This window comes from Anaerostipes faecalis, from assembly GCF_018982945.1.
Taxonomy (GTDB): domain Bacteria; phylum Bacillota; class Clostridia; order Lachnospirales; family Lachnospiraceae; genus Anaerostipes; species Anaerostipes faecalis.
On sequence record NZ_JABRXE010000007.1, the window covers coordinates 83,854 to 103,814 of the forward strand.

At 39.0% G+C, this 19,961-nt stretch carries 20 protein-coding genes and 1 tRNA gene; all 21 read right to left on the minus strand.

The window, feature by feature from the left end; translation table 11 throughout:
- Positions 1-13: 13 nt before the first annotated feature.
- Positions 14-4,114, minus strand: a complete 4,101-nt coding sequence (locus KTB61_RS08935) for a phage tail spike protein (RefSeq protein ID WP_216697318.1) — start codon at positions 4,112-4,114, stop codon at positions 14-16.
- Positions 4,111-5,802: a distal tail protein Dit gene (locus tag KTB61_RS08940; RefSeq protein ID WP_075758477.1), complete on the minus strand. Its 1,692-nt coding sequence runs from the start codon at positions 5,800-5,802 to the stop codon at positions 4,111-4,113. Before KTB61_RS08940 ends, KTB61_RS08935 begins: the two co-directional genes overlap by 4 nt.
- A 13-nt stretch (positions 5,803-5,815) precedes the next feature.
- Positions 5,816-9,739 (minus strand): tape measure protein, encoded by a 3,924-nt coding sequence (locus KTB61_RS08945; protein ID WP_075758476.1) that lies wholly within the window; start codon positions 9,737-9,739, stop codon positions 5,816-5,818.
- Positions 9,739-9,975 carry a hypothetical protein gene (locus KTB61_RS08950; RefSeq protein WP_083638210.1) on the minus strand — a complete coding sequence of 79 codons (237 nt, stop codon included), beginning with the start codon at positions 9,973-9,975 and terminating at the stop codon, positions 9,739-9,741. The genes KTB61_RS08945 and KTB61_RS08950 overlap by 1 nt, the downstream gene beginning before the upstream one ends.
- 107 nt (positions 9,976-10,082) lie before the next feature.
- On the minus strand, positions 10,083-10,466 hold the full coding sequence (locus tag KTB61_RS08955) for a tail assembly chaperone (RefSeq protein WP_075758474.1): 384 nt from the start codon (positions 10,464-10,466) through the stop codon (positions 10,083-10,085).
- Between the two features lie 10 nt (positions 10,467-10,476).
- Positions 10,477-10,998: a phage major tail protein, TP901-1 family gene (locus KTB61_RS08960; RefSeq protein WP_075758473.1), complete on the minus strand. Its 522-nt coding sequence runs from the start codon at positions 10,996-10,998 to the stop codon at positions 10,477-10,479.
- Positions 10,999-11,007: 9 nt separating this feature from the next.
- Positions 11,008-11,403 carry a hypothetical protein gene (locus tag KTB61_RS08965; protein WP_075758472.1) on the minus strand — a complete coding sequence of 132 codons (396 nt, stop codon included), beginning with the start codon at positions 11,401-11,403 and terminating at the stop codon, positions 11,008-11,010.
- Between the two features lie 2 nt (positions 11,404-11,405).
- Entirely contained in the window at positions 11,406-11,741 is a 336-nt protein-coding gene (locus tag KTB61_RS08970) for an HK97-gp10 family putative phage morphogenesis protein (protein WP_075758471.1), read from the minus strand.
- A complete protein-coding gene (locus KTB61_RS08975; RefSeq protein ID WP_075758470.1) occupies positions 11,741-12,043 on the minus strand; it encodes a hypothetical protein in 303 nt (100 codons plus the stop codon). Before KTB61_RS08975 ends, KTB61_RS08970 begins: the two co-directional genes overlap by 1 nt.
- The gene (locus tag KTB61_RS08980; RefSeq protein ID WP_075758469.1) at positions 12,040-12,363 is read right to left on the minus strand and encodes a phage head-tail connector protein; all 324 of its coding nucleotides are present in this window, start codon (positions 12,361-12,363) and stop codon (positions 12,040-12,042) included. Before KTB61_RS08980 ends, KTB61_RS08975 begins: the two co-directional genes overlap by 4 nt.
- Entirely contained in the window at positions 12,347-12,571 is a 225-nt protein-coding gene (locus tag KTB61_RS08985; RefSeq protein ID WP_075758468.1) for a hypothetical protein, read from the minus strand. Before KTB61_RS08985 ends, KTB61_RS08980 begins: the two co-directional genes overlap by 17 nt.
- 12 nt (positions 12,572-12,583) lie before the next feature.
- Positions 12,584-13,786: a hypothetical protein gene (locus KTB61_RS08990; RefSeq protein ID WP_230973693.1), complete on the minus strand. Its 1,203-nt coding sequence runs from the start codon at positions 13,784-13,786 to the stop codon at positions 12,584-12,586.
- Between the two features lie 14 nt (positions 13,787-13,800).
- Positions 13,801-14,439: a DUF4355 domain-containing protein gene (locus KTB61_RS08995; protein WP_083638208.1), complete on the minus strand. Its 639-nt coding sequence runs from the start codon at positions 14,437-14,439 to the stop codon at positions 13,801-13,803.
- Positions 14,440-14,521: 82 nt separating this feature from the next.
- The gene (locus KTB61_RS09000) at positions 14,522-14,794 is read right to left on the minus strand and encodes a ribosomal-processing cysteine protease Prp (protein ID WP_075758467.1); all 273 of its coding nucleotides are present in this window, start codon (positions 14,792-14,794) and stop codon (positions 14,522-14,524) included.
- An 11-nt stretch (positions 14,795-14,805) separates the two neighbouring features.
- The gene (locus KTB61_RS09005; RefSeq protein WP_075758465.1) at positions 14,806-14,991 is read right to left on the minus strand and encodes a hypothetical protein; all 186 of its coding nucleotides are present in this window, start codon (positions 14,989-14,991) and stop codon (positions 14,806-14,808) included.
- Between the two features lie 2 nt (positions 14,992-14,993).
- Positions 14,994-16,457, minus strand: a complete 1,464-nt coding sequence (locus KTB61_RS09010; protein ID WP_075758464.1) for a minor capsid protein — start codon at positions 16,455-16,457, stop codon at positions 14,994-14,996.
- On the minus strand, positions 16,447-17,778 hold the full coding sequence (locus tag KTB61_RS09015; protein WP_230973694.1) for a phage portal protein: 1,332 nt from the start codon (positions 17,776-17,778) through the stop codon (positions 16,447-16,449). Before KTB61_RS09015 ends, KTB61_RS09010 begins: the two co-directional genes overlap by 11 nt.
- Complete coding sequence (locus KTB61_RS09020; RefSeq protein ID WP_075758462.1) at positions 17,775-19,019, minus strand: PBSX family phage terminase large subunit; 1,245 nt, start codon at positions 19,017-19,019, stop codon at positions 17,775-17,777. Before KTB61_RS09020 ends, KTB61_RS09015 begins: the two co-directional genes overlap by 4 nt.
- Positions 19,016-19,351: a hypothetical protein gene (locus KTB61_RS09025; RefSeq protein WP_226976426.1), complete on the minus strand. Its 336-nt coding sequence runs from the start codon at positions 19,349-19,351 to the stop codon at positions 19,016-19,018. The genes KTB61_RS09020 and KTB61_RS09025 overlap by 4 nt, the downstream gene beginning before the upstream one ends.
- The gene (locus tag KTB61_RS09030; RefSeq protein WP_075758460.1) at positions 19,338-19,793 is read right to left on the minus strand and encodes a terminase small subunit; all 456 of its coding nucleotides are present in this window, start codon (positions 19,791-19,793) and stop codon (positions 19,338-19,340) included. The genes KTB61_RS09025 and KTB61_RS09030 overlap by 14 nt, the downstream gene beginning before the upstream one ends.
- A gap of 24 nt (positions 19,794-19,817) precedes the next feature.
- Positions 19,818-19,891, minus strand: a tRNA-Ile gene (locus KTB61_RS09035).
- Positions 19,892-19,961 lie beyond the last annotated feature (70 nt).

Consider the following 19,961-nt stretch of genomic DNA (forward strand, 5'->3'; position numbering starts at 1 on the left):
CAGACAACAGTTTTTACGCTGCTGCCTGTTTCAGTTCTTTTAATTGTTTTTGTAATTGATAAACACGATTTTGTAAATCCTGAATAATTGTCTCGTGCAGGTCGATTCGACCAGCCTGATACATTAAATCTTTTCTTGTTTTCTGAATCATGTAAGTATTTAATGCGATGAATCCACTGTAATTTAGCGAATATTGTTTTTCTATATCAGGTGGATTGCCTTCAAACATTTCATTCAAGAAATCTTTGTCTGCTGTTTCGCAAGATATTAAATCAAGTTCCGCAGGATTAATGTCTGCATTGCATAGTGCGTCTTCAACGTCCTGAGCGATAAATCCATTTGTGATTTTATATTCTTCTGAATTTTTCGTGTAAGCCATCCTATACATTTGTGGTTTTAAATTCATATAAAACTTATCATACCGTTCATCAAAATCAGCAAAATCTTTCTTCAATCGCCTGTCTGATGATACTACAGTTCCTGTTGCGGATGATAACCTAACCTGACTTCCATACAGTACAGTTCTTCTATTTCCGTTACCTAGTGCTGTAACATTATAATCACCAGAAGTGTATGGTCTTAATATCCATTCACTTGAACCGTATTTAATACCGTTTCCTAAATTGAATTTTATATCATAACCACCCATTGATATGCCTTCGCTATTGATATATGCTATACCAACCCCATTACAATAAAATGCATGGTATCCTTCTACGGAATAATAGTTGTTATATAGATTATTATAAGATTTACACGTAATGTAATTAATTGAATAGGCATTATTTGAAAATGTATATTTAATTGCTCCGAGCGTGCCGTTTGATTGTGCGAATATATTGTCATTACCGTTTTCACTCAAATTTATGCTGTTATATCCAATATTTGTTGAATACGCTGCCCCGCCCAATGTATATCTTAATTGTATTCTTGGGGAAAAACACATATTTGCTATTGATTGGTCAACATTTCCACCATCAATAATTATGGAACTATTATCTATACTGGTATATTTAGTTTTATCTGATTTTCTTTCTAATACTATTCCCCTAGAACCAACGTTTGTATTAAACTCCACAGTTTCTCCAGTTACATCATCTATCATACTTGAGTTTGCTGTAAAAGTTCCAGTCAAATTAACATTATTGGCAGTTACGGTTCCATCTTCTGTCAGTTTAAAATTATCCGAATCAACAACAAACCTGTTTCCTTTCAAAGTAACCACATCGGCACTTGCATTAATCTCGGAGATTAATGTATCTTTGTTAACTTTCAATTCCAAAGATGCTTTTATAGAATTAACCTGTTCTTCCGTGTCGGTTTTTGTCGTATATGTTTCCTCTACTGTAGAAAGAATGCTGTCTGCCCTCATATTTATTGCACTGTTCATCTCAGAAGTAGTTGAATATCCAGATAGCTTGTTTTCCACTTCTTTTTTTGTCGCAGCAAGAGTAATTGCCTCTGCGTTTTGGTCTACTTTTGTACTCATTGTGGTAACAGTATTTGCAAGATTACCAATAGCGGCATTGGCTTCATCGGCAGACTTTTGAGCATTATCCGCTGCAGTTTTAGCATTTTGTGCATTTTTCTGTGCGATATCGGCTGCACTTTGGGCTGTTGCGGCATCTGACTTTGCTTTATCTGCTACTTTCTGCGCAGCCGCAGCTGCAGAACTTGCATTTGTAGCATCTGCTTTCGCAGAGTCCGCAGCTTTTTGCGCTGTATCAACGGCAGCCTGTGCTGCTGCAATATCTTCTTCTGTAGCACCTACTCTATTTTTTACTGTTTCAAGATTTTCTTTTGCAGTATCTAAATCTTTCTGTGCAGCTTGAGCTATTACGTTAGCATTTTCAGCGGCTTTTTGTGCTGTATCAGCAGATGTCTGTGCATCATTAGCTTTTTCCTGTGCCGCCTGTGCGGCTTGTACAGACTGCGTTGCGGACACCTGTGCATCATTAGCTTTTTGTATTGCTTCGTCTGCAGCACTCTGTGCATTACCTGCTGTCACTGTAGCCTCTGCTGCTTTATTTTGAGCATTCGATGCGTCAATTCTTACTTCTTCTACCGCTGATGCTGTGGAAGTTATGTTTGTGGCATTTTGGGTTACTTGAGTCTGTAAATTTGACTGGACTTCTGTAAGTTCGGTTTTCTTTGCGTAATCAGATTCCATTGTCGTCTGGATTTCTGCGACACTCTTGCTAATTTCCGCCCTTATTGTTGCCTCTGTATCAGATACATCTGTTTTCTTCGCATAAAACGCCTCCATCGTTTCTTTTACAGTTGTTACCTTGTCTTGAAGGTCATCTCTTACTATAGCAACATCTTCTCTGATGTTTGATACTTCTTTGCTAATGACTGCAACATCTGCATTTGCTTCGTCTGCAGCTTTCTGAGCGGCATTTGCAACACTTTGTGCTGTAGATGCAATAGCATTAGCTTCATTCGCTGTATTTTGCGCCTTTATTGATGCGTCGGAAGCTGTTTTTGCATTATTTTCAGCCGAAATTGCTGCGTTTTTGGCATTATCTGCCGAATCTTTCGCAACGCCTGCCTGCTGTATAGCGTAATCAGATGCTTCGTTTGCATGATTAATTGCGCTGTCAAGGACAGGGCTTGTATAAGTCACAGCTCCATCTGACCACGTCACAGCATACCGCTTCCAGATATATTTTCCACTTTCCCATTCCGGCATTTTAAAAGACCATTCTCCGCCGATTGCTTCTGTATTCGACGTAGAAAGATAATACTGGTCCTCTACTTTTTCCTGACTTCTTCCAGGTTCTCCCTGTCCACCCTCAATTTTAGACCACGCAAAAATCGAAGGGTCAGAAATATCTACTTCTTTTTTTAATTTATTTGTTGTGATACCTATATATGGTTTATTGTCCGGATCAAGTGTAATTCCTGAACCATATTTGTCATCCGCATATGCAATCCACGTATAAAGTGTCCTGTTTTTTGCAATCTCAGAAAATTGTGCCGCAAGCTCCTCGACTTTTTGACTGATTCCGTTTTCTTTTATCAGATAGTCTCCGAGAGTTGCCACATTTGACTTATCTGCAACACTTTTTTCTAGCTTCAAAACCCTTGCAGATAGATAAAGTTCACCTTCGTCATCAACGATATTAACAGTATCGCCGATTTTTACATCGTCAGGCAATTTTGCAATATCTACCTCGTAATTTGCAGAAATATCACACACTTTTTTTAATTCCGCAATGGACTGCTTGCACAATTCTTCCTGATTTACTGTGTCATATGTAAATGTCTTTACGATATGCCGTTCACTTTCTGTCATTTTCCCAGAATCGTTTTTCCATACAACTCTTCCCCAGCGGTCAAATGCATTTCTTGATTTTAGGTAATGACCATCAACATAGAAATCTCCATCATCGTATTGATAACCGTCTAAAGTTACCGGAATATCCGTTCCGTCCGGTGTAGCACCTGTTACTAAAAGTGCTGTTGCCAAATCTGCTACAGATTTTTTAGTAATTATCTTATTGATGTCCCTGTTTAGCCTTAACTGTATACCAGTATCTTTTCCTCGTTTTTTATATATATTCACGTATTTGTGCGTGATAGATAAGTTTTCAACAGAAAAGCTAAAAGAAAGTTCATAGCTAAATTCTTCTGTGATGGAATTAAGTCTTTTTGTAATTGTTTCTTCATCAAAGGATAACTGCTTTTCAGCATCATCCGACTCATCAATGCCAATTTCAAATCCTGTGTCTTTTATTGTCTCTGAAACATACCATGTCTGGTTATGCGCAGAGTCATAAGAAACCTTTAATGCAATATCATTTAACAGTTCAAGACCTGCATCTTCTGCGTAAACATAGATATCACGAGTTTCTGTATCGATTTCTGCATCGATGATGGTATAAAATTCGTTTTCGTCTCCATTGCTTCGCAAAAGATAATTGCCAACCTCTGTATATTCTTCTGCTTTTTTTCTTGTCTTTTTCGTAAACGGTATTTTGCAACTAAATGTCGCAACTCCTGTTTCGGTTTCTTCAGTTTTGACGTCTTCCAGAATCTTAATACCATTCGGCAGATTTGTAGCAGCACTTCCCAGTATTTCCATTTTTCTGTTTGCAAAATAAAGAATCATATAAATACCTCCCGATACCGCATCTTAAAGGACGGGGCATAGGACGAATCTACCCAGTCTGAATAGCTTGTCCCGATTTGATTCGTCCCTGGAATCAAGCAAAATTCCTCCCAGTCATTTCCGAGTGCTCCGAGATCAGGACGGTCAAGGTCATTAAGTGTAACACTACCATCGCTGCAATTAACAAGCAAAACGTCATTCACATTAAACTTATTCTGCACATCGTGATACTCTGTTGTTATCGTTTCTATCGTTTCATTCACAGTCTTTTTGTAATCTTTAACCATTTTCATGCGATAAAGACCGTTAAAACTTAATGTTTTTGAGCTTCCTTTTGCAAGAAATGCGACTGTAACTTTTGTTACTGATTTACTTTTTACTGCACTAACGGTAAAAGTTTTTTTGATTCCACCAATATTAAAAGTAATCGTACTTCCTTTTTTTGTAATGCTCGATGCCTTTACTGTATTAATTGCTGTTATCTTCTTCTTTTTATCTGCAGACCTGTTGTTTCCGAAACATTTATTATGATATGACAAGTCAAGTGATGCTTCTTTCATCACTTTTCCATTCACAATCATCCTGCAGGTTCCTTTGGTTCCGTCTGCTCCTTTGAATATATCAACACCGGCAATAATTGCCCCACTGGAATCCGATAGAATCATCTGAAATGCACCGCACTGTTTTTTATCTGCTTTTGCACTTCCGACTGCAAGTTTCTGGCTGTATGTAAATTCAAAATCTGTTGCTGACTCGCTTAGTGCATATGTTGCCGTCGGTCCATGCCATGACTTTCCGGAACCGTATCCTGTAGCCGCAAGATAATATGTGCCTTCCTGTGTCGTGTTATATGAGTGTTTTTCTCCTATCGTACCGGTTTTGGTGTGATTTTTATAAACAACTCCATTGTTTAATGTATATTTTGACTTTACAGAGTTCCAGTTGCTCGATTTTGTAAATACGTGATTTTGCAACACTTTCGTTGTTGGTACTAAATAAGTATTTGTTTCTGTATTTACGACCTCGATTGCCTCTTCTGACAATTCTTCTGGATTTCCAAATTGCAGAATCTTTTCATTGTCATTGAAAAATGCAACATACCCACAACGTCCATTGTCATGTTCTTCTCCACTTTCATCCTGATAAAAATCGGCTTCAAACGTCGGAAACGCCTTGTATGTTCCGTTGTAGTCAACAGCGAACGTACCGCCACTGTCTATTGTAGGAGTTACCTCGTATTCTTCGACGGAATATTTAAACGGGTCCACGCATGTAAATTCAATTTCACTCGTGATTGCATTTTTTCCTGGTTCAACTTCGCCCAATCCAGACGGCGTACCAGTAAAGAATTTATCCGGTTCGTCGTTAAATATAAGCTCTGCGTCCTCTGTATCTAAGATACTTGCAAGCTTATTGTAAGCAGACCGAAACGCACCAGGAGAGTCTGATACAAGCTGGTACCCGACAACAATCGTTCGTATCGGGTATCTCCTGTAATTCACTCCGGATCCATTTCTGTTTCCAACTTCATATGTGCTAAGCTCCTGAGCCAGTCCTTCTCTTCCGGATACATAAAGTGTCCTATATCCTTTAATCAGATCCTCGATATACTCTCCATTTATTTTTAAGGCTTCGGAGGGCAGGACTGCTTCACTCATATATTCGTTTGTGTCAATAAAATTATACATTTCCTATCCCTCCTTACTTTCTTCCAAGTTTTCTGTTCTGCCTTGTCTGTCGTTTGTTTAGCTCTGCTTCTGTGTATGGTGCTGTTACTCTTGCAACCTCTTTCCCATCAAGATCAACTGGGACAATAATCGTGTATTCTGCCTGTGTGTAATAGTCATAATCACTGTTAAGACTTCCTCCAACATCTCCTGCGATCGCAAGGTTGTTAAAGTTTGGAATTGTAATTATACTATCCATCGTTTTATCTAATGTATTTGCCATAGAAGAGATTCCATTGACAAATCCCTTTACAACGAATACTCCTAAGGCTTTCATAACACGGGATGGCGAATGGATTTTTAATTTCCCTTTTACGGCTTTGGTAAGGATGTTTGCCAAGTCTTTCGCCGCCTTATTTAAAGCTTTCTTGTTCGACTTAGATGTTAGCCCTTTGACAAATCCTTTTGTGGCATCCTGTGCGATCGTATTCATCTGCTTCTTAAGTTTTTTCAGTACTTTTGTAACTTCGCTATTATAATCCTTGTCTAAAGAATCAATGTATGGCTTATAGTATGCTTTTGCGTTTTTATTTGCACTACTCATGAATGAGCTGTAGTCTTTTCCATACTGCTTCAGCCAAGAGTCACTTTTCTTTAAAAGCTCATTTGTATATTTCAGTCCCTGCGCTGTGTCGAGATCCTGAATATCTCTCATAAGATCATATGGAAGTACATTTTTTAGTTTCTCCATGTTCTTCGCAAGCTGGTCAGCCTGTTTCTTCTGAGCTTTAAAGTCTACCAAAGAGATATATCCATAATTATCGGAACTGAACAGATCGCCATAGTCTGCTAATTTGCTCTTATAATTATCTCTATCCTCCGCAATTGCATCGTATTTTTCTTGGTACTTCTTTCCAAGAGCTGTTAATGCCTTATCTACTGCGTTGATCGCTTTCTGACCTTGTTTTTTGATCGTTTTGCTCATATCGGATTTCAGAATTTTTCCAACCTTCGTATAAGCTTTTTTCAATTTCGGATGTTGTTTCTTAAGCTTCTTGATACCTGCATTGATCTTATTGTTTAAAGATTTTGTAATGCTGGACACCTTATTGTTCATTGATGTCTTGTATTTGTCGATCGCATTACTTGCTGCATCTTCGTATTTACGAGATTTTGTTGCTTTCTTCATTGTGTTTATCGCTGTTTTTGCTAAAGTTTTACTTGCAGATTTCACGCTGCTGATACCATTTCTGATACCAATTGCAAGACCTGCCGCTATGTAACGACCATCTTTTTTCGTCATTCTGGATGGCGAATGGATCTGAGCTTTTGCCCTGATCGCTTTTTCTGCTGCTGATACCATTCTGGATGCTGCGGCTTCGATCTGTCCCAGACATGAACTCATTCCTTGTGCAAACCCTTGACTGATATAAGCACCTGCACTGTATGCTCCAGATCGTCCTGAACGTAATCTTGAATTTGTGCTAGATACAGCTTTTGAGGCAATACCTGGTCCTTTGCTTAATCCACTTTGCATGGAAGAGGTGAACCCGCTTCCCATCTTCTTTCCAGATGATTTTGCAGCATTGGCCGTACTGGACATTGATTTTTTGATTCCAGATAGCGCTGATGTTGCTTTCGCTCCCATGGATCCAAAACTTGAATTTACAGAAACAGACGCTGCGGATAAAGTTTTCATGCCATTTGCGGTCTGTTGGATATCAGAGCCTTTTCTTGAAATCTTCCCAATTCCAATTGCTACCGCTCCGAGGCTTTTTGCTATTGATCCGATTGATAATCCAGAGATCATCTTGATTCCTTCAGCTACGCTTTTAAAACCAATTCCTGCATTCTTAGCGGAGTCTCCAACGGATTTGATCACATTTGCAATTCCGTCTAATACTGTCCTTAGACCACCACTGATTGCATCTACAACTGTTTTGATCACTTGTGCAAATGTTGTGAATCCTTTACTTGTTACAAGCAATACGGTTCCAAGTATTAAAAGTCCGCCTCCCGCAGCTGTTGCACCAACTCCAACTGCTAGTAATCCAGCTCCAAGTACAATACAGCCAGCTCCTGCGACTGCCGCTCCTGCTCCGAATACTATCATACTTGCTCCAAGTGATGCTATAGCCACGGCTCCTGCAGTTCCATATTGCACCACTGTTGGAAGAACTCCTGCAACAACCGCTAACGATGCAGCTGCTAATAATGCTCCTGCTCCAACAAGGACAATTGCTGCTCCAAAAGCTATAAATCCAACTGCCCCTGCTGTCATCGCTGGTCCAACCGCTCCTGCGATTGCCATTAATGCTCCAACTGCTACAACCATTCCTGCCATGCAAGCAATCGCTGGTGTTCCTGCATTAGCAAGTGCGATACTTGCTGCTGCCATGATTGCTAGACCTGCTGCAACCATTAATATTCCTGCTCCTAAAGCGAGTAAAGCTACTGCTCCAGCTTGTGCTCTTGCTGGTGTTTGAGAAAATATCTTCATTGCAGCCATTCCGCCAATTACAAGTGCAGCCAATGCACCAGTCATCCCAAGCATTATCCCTATTGCCAATCCGCCGGAATTAGCTAGTGCAATACTTGCTTGTGCCATAATCCCAAATCCAGTTGCAACCATTAAAACTCCTACGCCTAACATCATTGTACTTTTTGCCATCGCTAAAACTGACTTATTGCTTACTTTAGCCGAATTTCCTGTAGCCACCTCACCTGCAGCTACCCCAAAAAGCTTTGCTGCAAGTCCTGTAATTCCTTTTCCAGCTAACGATAAAATTGATTTCGTAAAGCTTCCTATCCCAGGTGCAAGAGTTTTTACAATTTTAAAACCTTTGTAAGCTACTAATAATTTTGGTAATTGCGTTATCAGTGATGCAATTGCATCTGAATGATCTTCACAAAATCCAGCAAAACTTTTTAATCCTCCGGTAATTCCACCAAATATACTTTTAAATCCAGATATAGATTTTGCAGAACCAAATGAACCATTTAATTTCCCAAAGCTTTTGCCAACAGCATCTACTGCCGAACCAAATGCTTGTCCTACTTCTTTTGCATCTGCCTTAAAAACTGAAAAATATTTCCCTGCCTTTGTTGCAAATCCACCGATCTTGTTTGCTATCTTATTTCCATCGACATTATCTAAAAGATTTGTTACATCGCTTACTCCTTTAATCGCAATGCTGGATACTTTGTCAAACACAGGCTGCAGTTTATTTGCTGCTGTCTCTGTTAAACCATCCATCGCCTGGCCAACAGTTTTATATTCTGTTGCAAGTTTTGTAAATTGTTTATTGGTTCCTGTCTTAGCGATCGCTGCAAAGAAGTCTTCGGTTTTTACTTTGCCATCCTGAACATCCTTAATTAACTGCTGTGTAGATCTTCCCATCGTTTTTGCAACAGCCGCAATACCTGCAGGTGTCTGTTCAACCATCAATTTGAAATCTTCCCACTGTATTTTAGGTTTCGCAGCCATCTGTGTAGCCTGCTGAGACAAGGTCTTCATTGCTTGCTGTGGATTTTCTGCTGCTGCCGCTAAACCTCCAAAACCTTTCACAAGTTTTGTTGTGCTTTTGGTTCCAACTGCATCTAACTGTGCATATGTAGATGCCATATCAGAAGAGCTATAAATTGTTTGCTCTGCAAATTTTTGAAGTTCCTTTTTGGTACTTGCTATTTCTTTTTTTGAATGGCCATTCATGCTCATATTGCCTTCGAAAGTTTTCCATGCAGCACTCGATTCATTTAAACCACCTACAACTTCTGAAAGACCAGAAGTAACTACAGATACGGCCTTACTTCCTACTGCTGCCATTGCCCCGAAACCGATTCCGCTTTTAAGAACTTTTCCTAAAGATAGTGTGGATTTTTGAGCTGCTTTCATTCCGGCTTCAAATCCAGCATCTCTTGCTGTTAATATTGCTTCAACACTATATGATTCTGCCATCAGCTCTCCCTCCTTCTTAACAATCTCTTCATCTTTTCAAAGCGATCTGGCTTGTTCTTTTGTTTTACCTGTTCGATCGCATCTTCATAGTCATAAAACCTCTTAAATGTTGGATAAACTGGTTTCTGCTTATTCTTTCCAGCTTTCTTCTTTGCACGTACCGCAAAATTAAGGAATGCTTGCAAATGATTTCGATAATCTTTGTCTACTTCTTTTAACCTTGCTGCTTCGGCCATGATCTCATATTGCGCAATCGTCAATTGATCTACTTGATCAAACGACGTAAAACCAAAATACCGGAAACAGTCAATCGCTAGTTCCCGGTATATTTCTTCAAAATTTTTTATTCTTCCTGTTGTTTCTTTTTCTGCTTCTCCACTTCTTCCTTGAGTTCTCGTGTCGTTTTCTTCGTAGCATTTGCACTCTCTAAGAAACCCAGTACCGTATCAAATAATTCATCGATATCTGTGTTTTCATCTTCGATGTGCTTATCCAGTTCTGTTCGTTCAAGCCGTGGTAAAAATCCTTTGTTCGCTACCAGTAAGACATCTTCTAATGCATCAAGATCTCCATCCAACATTTCTGCAACTTTATACTGAAGTCCAATATCTTTTGTTTTCCCTTTAATATTTTCTACTGGAACAGCGATTGTTTTATTGATTTCTCTCATAAATCCCATTCCAAAGTTAAATTCGTATGTTGTTCCATTAATCTGTAATTCGTACATGTGTTACCTCCTAAGCTCCTGTTTTTGGTGTATCCACAAATGCATATGCCTGTTCCTGCTGCTGTGCTGTCACAGTTACATCTCCGTCTACACCTGTTCCGTTAATACCGAATGTTAAAGAAATCTCTACAAACTCATCTGCATTCGCTGTTCGTTCAATTTCTGTCAGATACCCCTGAAAATATTTTCCTTTAAATTTATTACTTCCTGATCCAACTGGTTCCGCTAAATTAGCTTCCCAAATCTCAATCAGTTCATCATCATCTAAAGCCTTTTCAAGCTTATCCACTAATTCATCGTCTTTCTTCAGAATTGAAGTTGCAGTAATTTCTACTTCTGCTGCACCTGGTGTTCTGATAGAACCATCCTTTGTTGCTGTAGAATCTGCATCCTTTGACTTTGTACGGCCGTTTTCTGTTGTAAACGCAAGTGTCGCACCCGCTTGTGTTGCTGATTCAGATAAAATTCGATACAGATAAACAATCTTCTTACCTTGTACCGCTTCGTTTCCAAAAAGCTGTAAATTTAACATTGCTACCTCCTAATTAAATGTAAATTCTAATTCTAAAACCCCATGCATAAGGGGTTCTTTTGTTGTTGTATCCGAGAGGATTCTTTGGTTCACTCTTACAAGACTCCAACCAAAGTTTTTTGTTTCTCCGATCTTGTAGCACATATCTTTGATTTCTAACAATATCTTCGATAGTGTTCCTCTCTGTCTTGGATTGTTATGCCAGACATGGATTACCTGGCTGACTGCTCCAAAGACTGTTGTTTTATTTGCTTGATCATCCTGTGTGCTGTCTGCAAGGTAAACAAAAGGATACGGGGTTTTATCCGGTGGCAAGAACGTATCGTACACACCAATTCCCGTATCCTGATATTTTTCCTTTAATTCTAACAGCAGCTCAGTAAATAACTCCTGCTGTGGGTCCATAATCACCTCATTATCTTTTCTAAGTCTCTTTTAAAAATCTGCTTCTGCTCACCCAGTGCTGGGCGCATATATGGCTGTGATTCCATGAAACGTGTTCCATACTCAACATATTCTGCATAATCTGTCGTTGGTGCTACAACCGCAGTTAAACCACCATCTTTAATATTAAGATCAATGCTTCTCTTTAACGTTCCAGTATCTACTGGCGCATATCTCTGTGCCTTTTTCTGAAGATCTGCCCCATTCTTTTTAACCACTGTCTTTACTACATTAGGATCCATGTTTTTCCTTAATTTTGCATTAAGTTGATCTAATCCATTTACCTTAAGACCACTCATCACTGCACCTCCGATACAATAAAAGTCTGTTTTGTTCGAAGTTTCCTTGAATAATCAACTTTATAGATCTTGTTTCCAGTTCTGATCTGATCAAATGGCTGATCATAGTGATTCTGTAACTGAATTGTCAAGCTTCCTTGTTTGATCATTCCATAAACAACCTGCATCATCTGTGTTGTTGTATCCATAACCGATGCTTGTTTTTGATCTTCGCTTACAGAATCTTCTTTATAATCCCCTGTTTCCTGATCATATTCTCCTTGTGTCAACTTTTGAAAGTAAATCATTGTATCATATCTCATAGAAACCTCAGCTTTCCTCGCTTTGCATCCTTTTGCATCTGCAAATATGCTTCGATTTCATCCATAAACGGAGCAAAATCATTTGCAGATGCATACGACTGTGTTTCTCCTTCCACATTGTGACTTGCCAATCCTTCGGATCCGATACGATTAAAACGAATGATCGCTACTTCGATAATGATGTGTTCCATCTCATCTGGTGGATCTGTGCCGCCAAGCAGTAATCGAAGCCTTGATTCTACAGAATCTAAGATCAACATCAGTTTTTCATCCTGCGTGGAATCCTCAAAACCAAGCATTGTCTTAAGCTTTTCCAGCATTCGCTTTCTCCTTTACTTCTGCAATTAAAGGAACTCCCTGAGCGTTTCCGCTGCTAAGAAGTTCCTCGATTCTTGTTTTGTTTGGTGTTGGACTTAATCCCTGTCTTGGATAGGTATCCCCGACATCATAGTGATGATATACTTTACCGCCTTTGACATCTTTATAATCCTGCAAATCATGAAATGCTTTTACTACTTCATAAGTCATATCAACACCTCACTACTCTTTTGCAGCGGATACTACATCCCCTGATCTTACTGCTTTGTAGTTACGATCACACTCAACGATTGTCACATGATTGCCTTTTGCTGCTGTGATCTCTGATACTCCATCCCATTTAGACCAGTTCTTTACATCCATGCCATAAGTTACGGCTGTTGCTGCAGATGCGTTTACCTTATATTTGAACATATTTTTCATAGACATAAGCTGTTCATCTACCATGATCACTGTATCGCCATCATTTGTACCTTCTGTTGCTGTAAGATGTAATTCTCCAAGAGTCTGCGTATCTTTGCTTCCAACACTTGTATAGGCGATCGCATCGAGATATTCACAGAAAAGACGTAACCCCATGATCGCAAATAAGTCAGAGATCGCTCTTTCATAAGTTCCCTGTGCATGGAATCCGATAAATCCTGTTGTTGGGTCTGTTGTGTAGGATAATCCAGCTTTTACAAACTCACTGTCCCCTGGATCAACATAGTAAGCTACAATGTTGTTCAACGGAGTAGCAATTACAACACCTTCTGGGATCTCGGAACTGATGAATACAACATCAGCGCCTAAGAAATTCTTCATGTACTCAAATCCGAATGCTGTCTGCAGTGTGATATCTGCTGCACCTACATATTTGTATACATCGAGTGTGTTAACCCATACGGCTACACCTGTTGCGGTTCTTTTCATCTTCTTAAATTTGTCTTTCACTCTTCCGATGGACATTGCAACTGCCATCTGCCATGTTGTTTCTGCTCCTGTGAGTGATCCAGCTTTTAACTGCTTGTAGAATTTATCACTAACCTTATTTTGAAGATCTGATTTAAATTCTTCGTCTGTATCATTGACAGCAACATCATATCCTTTTTCTGCAATTGCTTCCAAGGATACGCCTTTTCGATACTTTTCAATCTTAATCGTATCGAATACCTTTTCTGTTACTTTGTACTGAGAATATGGGATTTCTTCTCCCTCTCCAATATCTCCTGATTTCAGTTCTCCTGCTACTTCTTTTGTTTTTAAGGCACTTCCATTCTCTTTTCTGATCATCCTTGCGATACCAAGTACATCTAATAATGCCTGAATATTCTTTCCGAAAGATGTTACAAAGTCAATTTCCCTTGCCTTTACTTCTAAGTTTCCATGTCCAGTCATTCCATCTGGTGCTGCAAATAACTGCAGGTCTAATTTATATTTTCCCATTTCTTCTCCTTTCTTTACTGGAACAGATTGATATTTTCTCGGATCATCTTCTGACGTTCGATCGGGTCTTTGATGTCCATGATCTGTTCTTTTGTGATCGTATTTCCACCGCCTGTTCCTGCTTTTGGTGGTTTTCCTTTGATTGCTTCTTTGACTGCTGCCTGCACTGCTTCCTTATACATTTTTGCAAACGATTTAACCGCGGTATTAGTTCCATCTGCATCGTCTGTTACCAAATTGCTAAGAAGTTCATCTGGAATATTGATGCATTCATCCGCTAACATCTTTCGTGCTGTTTTAGCCAGTTCGGTTCTGGCATTCATCTTTTTCAGATCTGCCAGTTCTTTTTCTGCTTTCTTTGCACGATATTCCGCTTTTTCTTCTTTGGTCATTTTGGCGAGCTTTTCTGCTTCTGTCAGCTTGTCGTCAGTCAGTGCCTTCCATTTTTCTTCTGCATTGGTCACTGCTGTTTTTACCGCTTTGTTCAGTCTGCGGTCAAATTCTGCCTGATTTCCTTCTAGGCCTAAGAAGTCATCAAACGACATTGGTTCATTATTTCCACCTTCTGCTCCGGATCCATCGCCATTCCCGTCACCGGTCCCACCGTCATCTCCTTCTGTGAACAGCTGTAAAAATAACTTGTATTTCTCCATATTTGCTCCTTTCGCCCTGATCCGTCTCTTTCCAGATCATTGCTAATAAAAACTTAGTTTAACGACATTTCGGTCACAACAGTTACACGATCCGGACATAATCCGGATAAGCATCTGCAACGCTACAAATGCCAATAAAAAAGGAATCTATCAAAGTTTTTGATTTCTCTGATAAATCCCTGTATCTGATAAAAGCCTGTCCAGCTTTTAAATCGTATTCTATTTTGTCGTCGGTTAGATCATGAATTGACTTTACTAGGTTCTGCAATAACATCGACACCGATGCACATATAATGTCTCTGCCATACTCTGCATAATTTGCATGGCCTACTACTGTGATTTCATGATCACGCACTTTTATTTCTATCATTTTTTGTTTTTAGCTCTCTTTCGAAGTCTTTTAATTATTTTGTTTAAATCTTGTTCGGCTTGTACCAACTCTTCTTCCGATAAATTAGCGTCTCCTATAACTCGAAATTTTGGAATGTCATCCTTTATCATTCTTTGTTTTTCTTCTTCTGTTAATCCTTTATAAATATCTTCATACGCCATATCTATACCTCTCGTAAAAGAATATACCAAACTCCATCTACTTTCTTTTTACTTAAAACTTTAAACCCTGATTTTCGTTCATATAAAACTTCTTTTTCATCTAGTCCGAGCTGACTAATGTCCCTTCCTTTCTTTGAATTTTGAATATAAATCACAATTTTAGCTTCTTCATTATATCCTTCCTCTTTCGATGTACTCCAGTATTGATCTATAATGATTTCTTTCTTTTCAACAAATTCTTCCACGCATTTTATTATTCTTTCTTCACAATCTGCATAACTAGAAAAATCAACCGCTCTAACTAAATCCCCTTCGTATTGTGGAACTTTCGTTAATGCCGAGTCTAAATGACTGACAAATTGTTGATCTTTTTCTGGAAGTTTCTGTGGGTCTTCACATCTTCTCAGCAGATCATTGATTGTATAAGACTCAAAACTTTTATATTTCATTAAAGCGCTCAATTCATCTTCATCTAATTGAATTTTATCATTTCTGCTTTGTGCTTTCAACTGCTGCCACGATTCAAAATCAAGTCCATGCTCCGAATACGTATCTAGCCATTTCTCATAATCATTATCATCCATATGAGCCGCTGTACTACAATGACAATACGGATGCATCGGAGGAGCATTTTCTCCTGGCATCATATCAATTACTTTGAACACTTTCTCATCCAGTCTCTTACATTCACTGCAGGCATCTAACTTCTGACACGCTATATACTGATAATGATCAAAACCATTCTCTATGTACGACTGCTTCTGGGCTTCTGTCTGAACTCTTGCAAGTTCTGTAACCATCAGTCTCATTGCGTTACTCTTGCTGACTCCAAATAGTTTTTCTAAATGTCTCGCAAGTACGCTTGGGTGTTTCCCTTGGATCAACCCTTCCTGAAGAAGCTTGTCGATTTCTGATTTCAGCATTGACTGGTGCGCCCAGATACGTTCGGACCACGTTGCGTTTTTATAAGATGCGTCAACGATCACTCTTGCCTTTTTCGCATTATCATTAATCGTCTTTCCTAGTATACCTGCTTGTTTCCGCATTTCTTCCTCAGTTCGCTGTGTGAACACATCTCCAAACATCTTCTCTATCTCATCATAGCCGCCTACCAAATGCATTCCTATGTTGGCTTTTAACAATTCTAATCGATTGATCTTCATTGCTGCATTATAATATCGCATCTCATCATTGGCTTTCTTCGAGAGGTCCTTATTCTTAACATAACGTTTTGCTTTCTTGGCATATGCTTCAATATCAATCTTGGCGATCCGCTTCTTGGCTTCTGCCATCGTGATTCCCTCTGCTTTAGCATACTTCACATAGAATCCGTTGATCTCCTTTTCTATATTTTCAAGCATATCCGCATAAATATCATCTAATTTCTTTTGATACTCAGCTTCATTTTTGATATTCAATTTTCTCTGACGTTCTTCTCGCTCTCTCCAGTAATTTTTACTGCTCATCTGTCTTGTCTCCAAACATCTGCTGCATCACTACATCTCTTGGCTTCTCCTCTTCTTTGTCTATACGCTCAATCTCTGTCTTCGGATTATCCACAACACTTAAGACTCCGAGCTGTGTTTCTTGTGACACAACACCAGAAAGATTTTGTGCGATCTGACTTTCTTCTAATAGGTTTGCTGGAACATTTGGTGTGAATTTATAATGCAACTTCACCCAATCATCTTTTTTCATAGCGTTTCCAGGATTACTAAAGATCAGTTTGTATCTTCGATTCATCCCAGATGTAAATTTACGCTCTTTGGTTTTTCTAAGATTATTCATTGCCTGCAATTTATAACTCATCGCAATACCGGAGCTTGTACCAAAGTTCTCATCACTGATGTTTGCCACCATAGCAATCTGAAATATCAATTTTTCCAAGCGATCAATCAAATGTTCCTGTGTTACATCTCCATCCGGCTTCTGTAAAAAATCAATCATCAGATTCTCTGCATCTCCATCGAAGTTGATCACGCGATCTGATCTAATATGTTTCAATTCATCCTCATCCAATAAAGTCCCTATAATTTTCAAATATGCATCCGCAAAATAATCTACATCATTCGCTTTTTCACTGATTGCTTTATTATATGCATTGATCATAGACATCACTGGTTCAAAGATTCCCTGGCATTCTTTATTTTCCCGGTACTCTGTTGCTGGCACTCCATTAAAGTAATGTAATTGTTCTTGTTCATTCCAAACAATCTTCCCTTTTATAGTAAACCATCGAACTTTTTCTTGGTCCGATACACTTCCATGCAAGACATTATCCTCATCCCTATATAGCCGAACAAAATAGCGTTCACGTTTAAGTACCGAATCATCATAGATCATAAACGCTTCTGTTGGATTTAAATATATAATTCCGACGTTTCCTTCTTCATCGTTATAATACATTTCGTACCCTTTTCCATAAATAGAGCAAATCTTAGACAATTCTGCATTGTTGTCATCCTGATCATTGTACTGATCAAGAAATTCTATGTATTTTTCAATCGTTTCCTCTCCATCATCTACTGTGATTTTGATTGGATTTCCAATGAAATACCCGTTCATTGTGTCTACAATGTATTTTGCAAAGTTTACAGCAATACGATTATCGGGTTTCCACTCTGGTTTTGGTTTTTCGTGAAAGATTGGGAAATCTGTTTCGTATGCATCCTGTAATTGTTTATACCGAAACGTGCTTTCTGCAGCATGCCTTGCGATAAACCGACTCAACTTCGCATCTGTTAGTTCTTCGTCTGGCGATATCCTATAAATTTCTTTACGCATCATATTCCTCCTTTCACTTTTGTGTTTAGTCTTGGTTTCTGCTTTCGTTCTTCTTCAATCGAATAACGCAGCATAGCCATTGCATCATCAAAAAATGGAACTGGTTCATCCAGATAAGTATTTGTTCTCTCATCTTTCTTCCACTTCCATTGTTGTATTTCTTTAATTGTGTTTACACAGCTTGGATAGATGTGTATTCTGTGCTGTTTCAAATAGTCAATCTGTGCACTGACACTGTTTAGCTCTTTCTTTACTCCTTTTGCCCTATATCCTGCTTTCTTCCACATCTTAATACGATCTGGTTCCGCAGAGTCACACCACATACGAAGTTTCTTGTTGAATCTCCCTGCTGCCTTTTTGATAATTTCTTCTGTGTCCATTTCGTAGACATAGAGTTCCTGGCATAAGTACAGATCGCCATCTTTGAACCCAACCTCCCCAATACAGTTTGCATGGTTAAATCCAAAGTCCTGTGCATTTACCATGTAATCAAAGCGTTCTGGTGTACGATCAAATTCTTCTATGACATAATTTTTAAGGATCAAACCTGCAACTTCTCCCCACTCTCCAAGGCCATAAACTCTGTATCCTTCTGGGTCTACCTCTTTACGTCTTAGCATTCGTCTGTGATATGCTTCATCGATGAATCGGTTCTTTTCGTAAGTTGACTGGTGTGTGAGTACATCAGGATCAGTACGATCAAAGAACACTTTCTTGATCCAGTGGTGTGCTGATACAGGGTTAAATGTCATTCTAATCTGATAGAACTGTCCTTCTGGCAATTCGCCTCTTAGTCGGTCATCGATAATTTCAAAATCTGACTGTGTAATCTCTGTTGCTTCTTCTATCCAAACATCGGTAAGTTTTCCTCGCTTGAATGTGATTGATTTCAGCTTTTCTCTCTGCCTTTCATCATTCACACCTCTGAATATAATCTGATTATGATTACTCTTGCATTCTATAATCATATTTGATGCATTGATGTACCAGTATCGTTTATACTGTTCTCCGAACATACGAAAAATAGCACCCTGCAATTCTGCAAAAGTGCTATCTCTATTTGTTACATCCGCTTTTCGGACACATAAAAGATTTCGGCCAGGATCACTCATGAGCCTTAGGATATAATGCTGTGCTGTATCCATACTCTTTCCGGATCCGGCAGAGCCTTTCATCACGATGTATCGTTTTTTACTGCGGTCAACCTCTTTAAAGCATGGATTAGCTTGAACATTTATTTTCACAGGCAATCAGCTTCTTTAAAGGCTTTGAAAAGTTTCGGTGACTGAATAGCAATCCAGTCTGTAATCTCCTCGTTCCGTCCCCAGCTTTCGGCACCGCCACTGTTATTCCATAATCCAGACTCGTACAGAAACGCGTGAATAATTTCATGCCTGAGTACCTTCTTCTTGTACTCTTTCAAATTCCTTAAAGAGTTTCTACTGGATTCTAACTTCGCGATCCTAATCTGATGAATACTCTGATCCATACATCCATCACAACCCTCTGGAAGTTTTTCATCTGGCGCATCAAAATATATCGTATATAACGTTCCTAAAATATTAACTTTCTTCATTGTCATTATCTCCATAATCAATTGTGATATTCAGATCCATATCGGTATCCATGTCAACCCTGTCGGTGAATAGCGCATACCGCTTACCAAGAAGCTCCGCAGCCTTTAATCGTTCTTTTTCTGATGGCGCTTTCTCTACAGTCTTTGCTTTACTACAGCCGTCACCAGTTCCCACAACTACAATTTCCTGTGCGGTACTCTCTCCGCGAAGGACAGCAGACAGATACTCGATTACTTCCTGAGCATCTGCCGTCTTCTCATTGTGAAGTTCTTCCATTCGGGCATCTATATATTTTTTGATGTCAGCATTTGTCAGCAATCTACTTCCATTCCTTCTTGCTACTCCATCATTTTTTATATTTTTATAAACTGCCTTGTAAGCCCGAGTGGCATTACAATCAATCAGATATTCGTCACAAAATCTTTTTTGTTTTTCCGTCATTCAGACTCACTCCTTTCTTTTAAATGGACCATCCAGGACTTGAACCTGGGACCGATCGGTTATGAGCCGACTGCTCTGACCAACTGAGCTAATGGTCCTTAAATTTAGATACAAAAAGACCCGGGTCCCGAAGGTCACCCGAGTTCATTCTGAAAAATATATTTTATA

Bases quoted from the DNA above. Each gene is read 5' to 3' on its own strand.
- KTB61_RS09025 (WP_226976426.1), bottom strand. From the start codon at position 19,351: ATGAAGAAAGTTAATATTTTAGGAACGTTATATACGATATATTTTGAT.
- KTB61_RS08990 (WP_230973693.1), bottom strand. From the start codon at position 13,786: ATGGGAAAATATAAATTAGACCTGCAGTTATTTGCAGCACCAGATGGA.
- KTB61_RS08950 (WP_083638210.1), bottom strand. From the start codon at position 9,975: ATGGCCGAAGCAGCAAGGTTAAAAGAAGTAGACAAAGATTATCGAAAT.
- KTB61_RS08940 (WP_075758477.1), bottom strand. From the start codon at position 5,802: ATGTATAATTTTATTGACACAAACGAATATATGAGTGAAGCAGTCCTG.
- KTB61_RS08945 (WP_075758476.1), bottom strand. From the start codon at position 9,739: ATGGCAGAATCATATAGTGTTGAAGCAATATTAACAGCAAGAGATGCT.
- KTB61_RS09015 (WP_230973694.1), bottom strand. From the start codon at position 17,778: ATGATGCGTAAAGAAATTTATAGGATATCGCCAGACGAAGAACTAACA.
- KTB61_RS09010 (WP_075758464.1), bottom strand. From the start codon at position 16,457: ATGAGCAGTAAAAATTACTGGAGAGAGCGAGAAGAACGTCAGAGAAAA.
- KTB61_RS09005 (WP_075758465.1), bottom strand. From the start codon at position 14,991: ATGGCGTATGAAGATATTTATAAAGGATTAACAGAAGAAGAAAAACAA.
- KTB61_RS08960 (WP_075758473.1), bottom strand. From the start codon at position 10,998: ATGTTAAATTTACAGCTTTTTGGAAACGAAGCGGTACAAGGTAAGAAG.
- KTB61_RS08955 (WP_075758474.1), bottom strand. From the start codon at position 10,466: ATGTACGAATTACAGATTAATGGAACAACATACGAATTTAACTTTGGA.
- KTB61_RS09030 (WP_075758460.1), bottom strand. From the start codon at position 19,793: ATGACGGAAAAACAAAAAAGATTTTGTGACGAATATCTGATTGATTGT.
- KTB61_RS08975 (WP_075758470.1), bottom strand. From the start codon at position 12,043: ATGAGATATGATACAATGATTTACTTTCAAAAGTTGACACAAGGAGAA.
- KTB61_RS08980 (WP_075758469.1), bottom strand. From the start codon at position 12,363: ATGCTGGAAAAGCTTAAGACAATGCTTGGTTTTGAGGATTCCACGCAG.
- KTB61_RS08985 (WP_075758468.1), bottom strand. From the start codon at position 12,571: ATGACTTATGAAGTAGTAAAAGCATTTCATGATTTGCAGGATTATAAA.
- KTB61_RS08935 (WP_216697318.1), bottom strand. From the start codon at position 4,114: ATGATTCTTTATTTTGCAAACAGAAAAATGGAAATACTGGGAAGTGCT.
- KTB61_RS08995 (WP_083638208.1), bottom strand. From the start codon at position 14,439: ATGGAGAAATACAAGTTATTTTTACAGCTGTTCACAGAAGGAGATGAC.
- KTB61_RS08970 (WP_075758471.1), bottom strand. From the start codon at position 11,741: ATGAGTGGTCTTAAGGTAAATGGATTAGATCAACTTAATGCAAAATTA.
- KTB61_RS08965 (WP_075758472.1), bottom strand. From the start codon at position 11,403: ATGGACCCACAGCAGGAGTTATTTACTGAGCTGCTGTTAGAATTAAAG.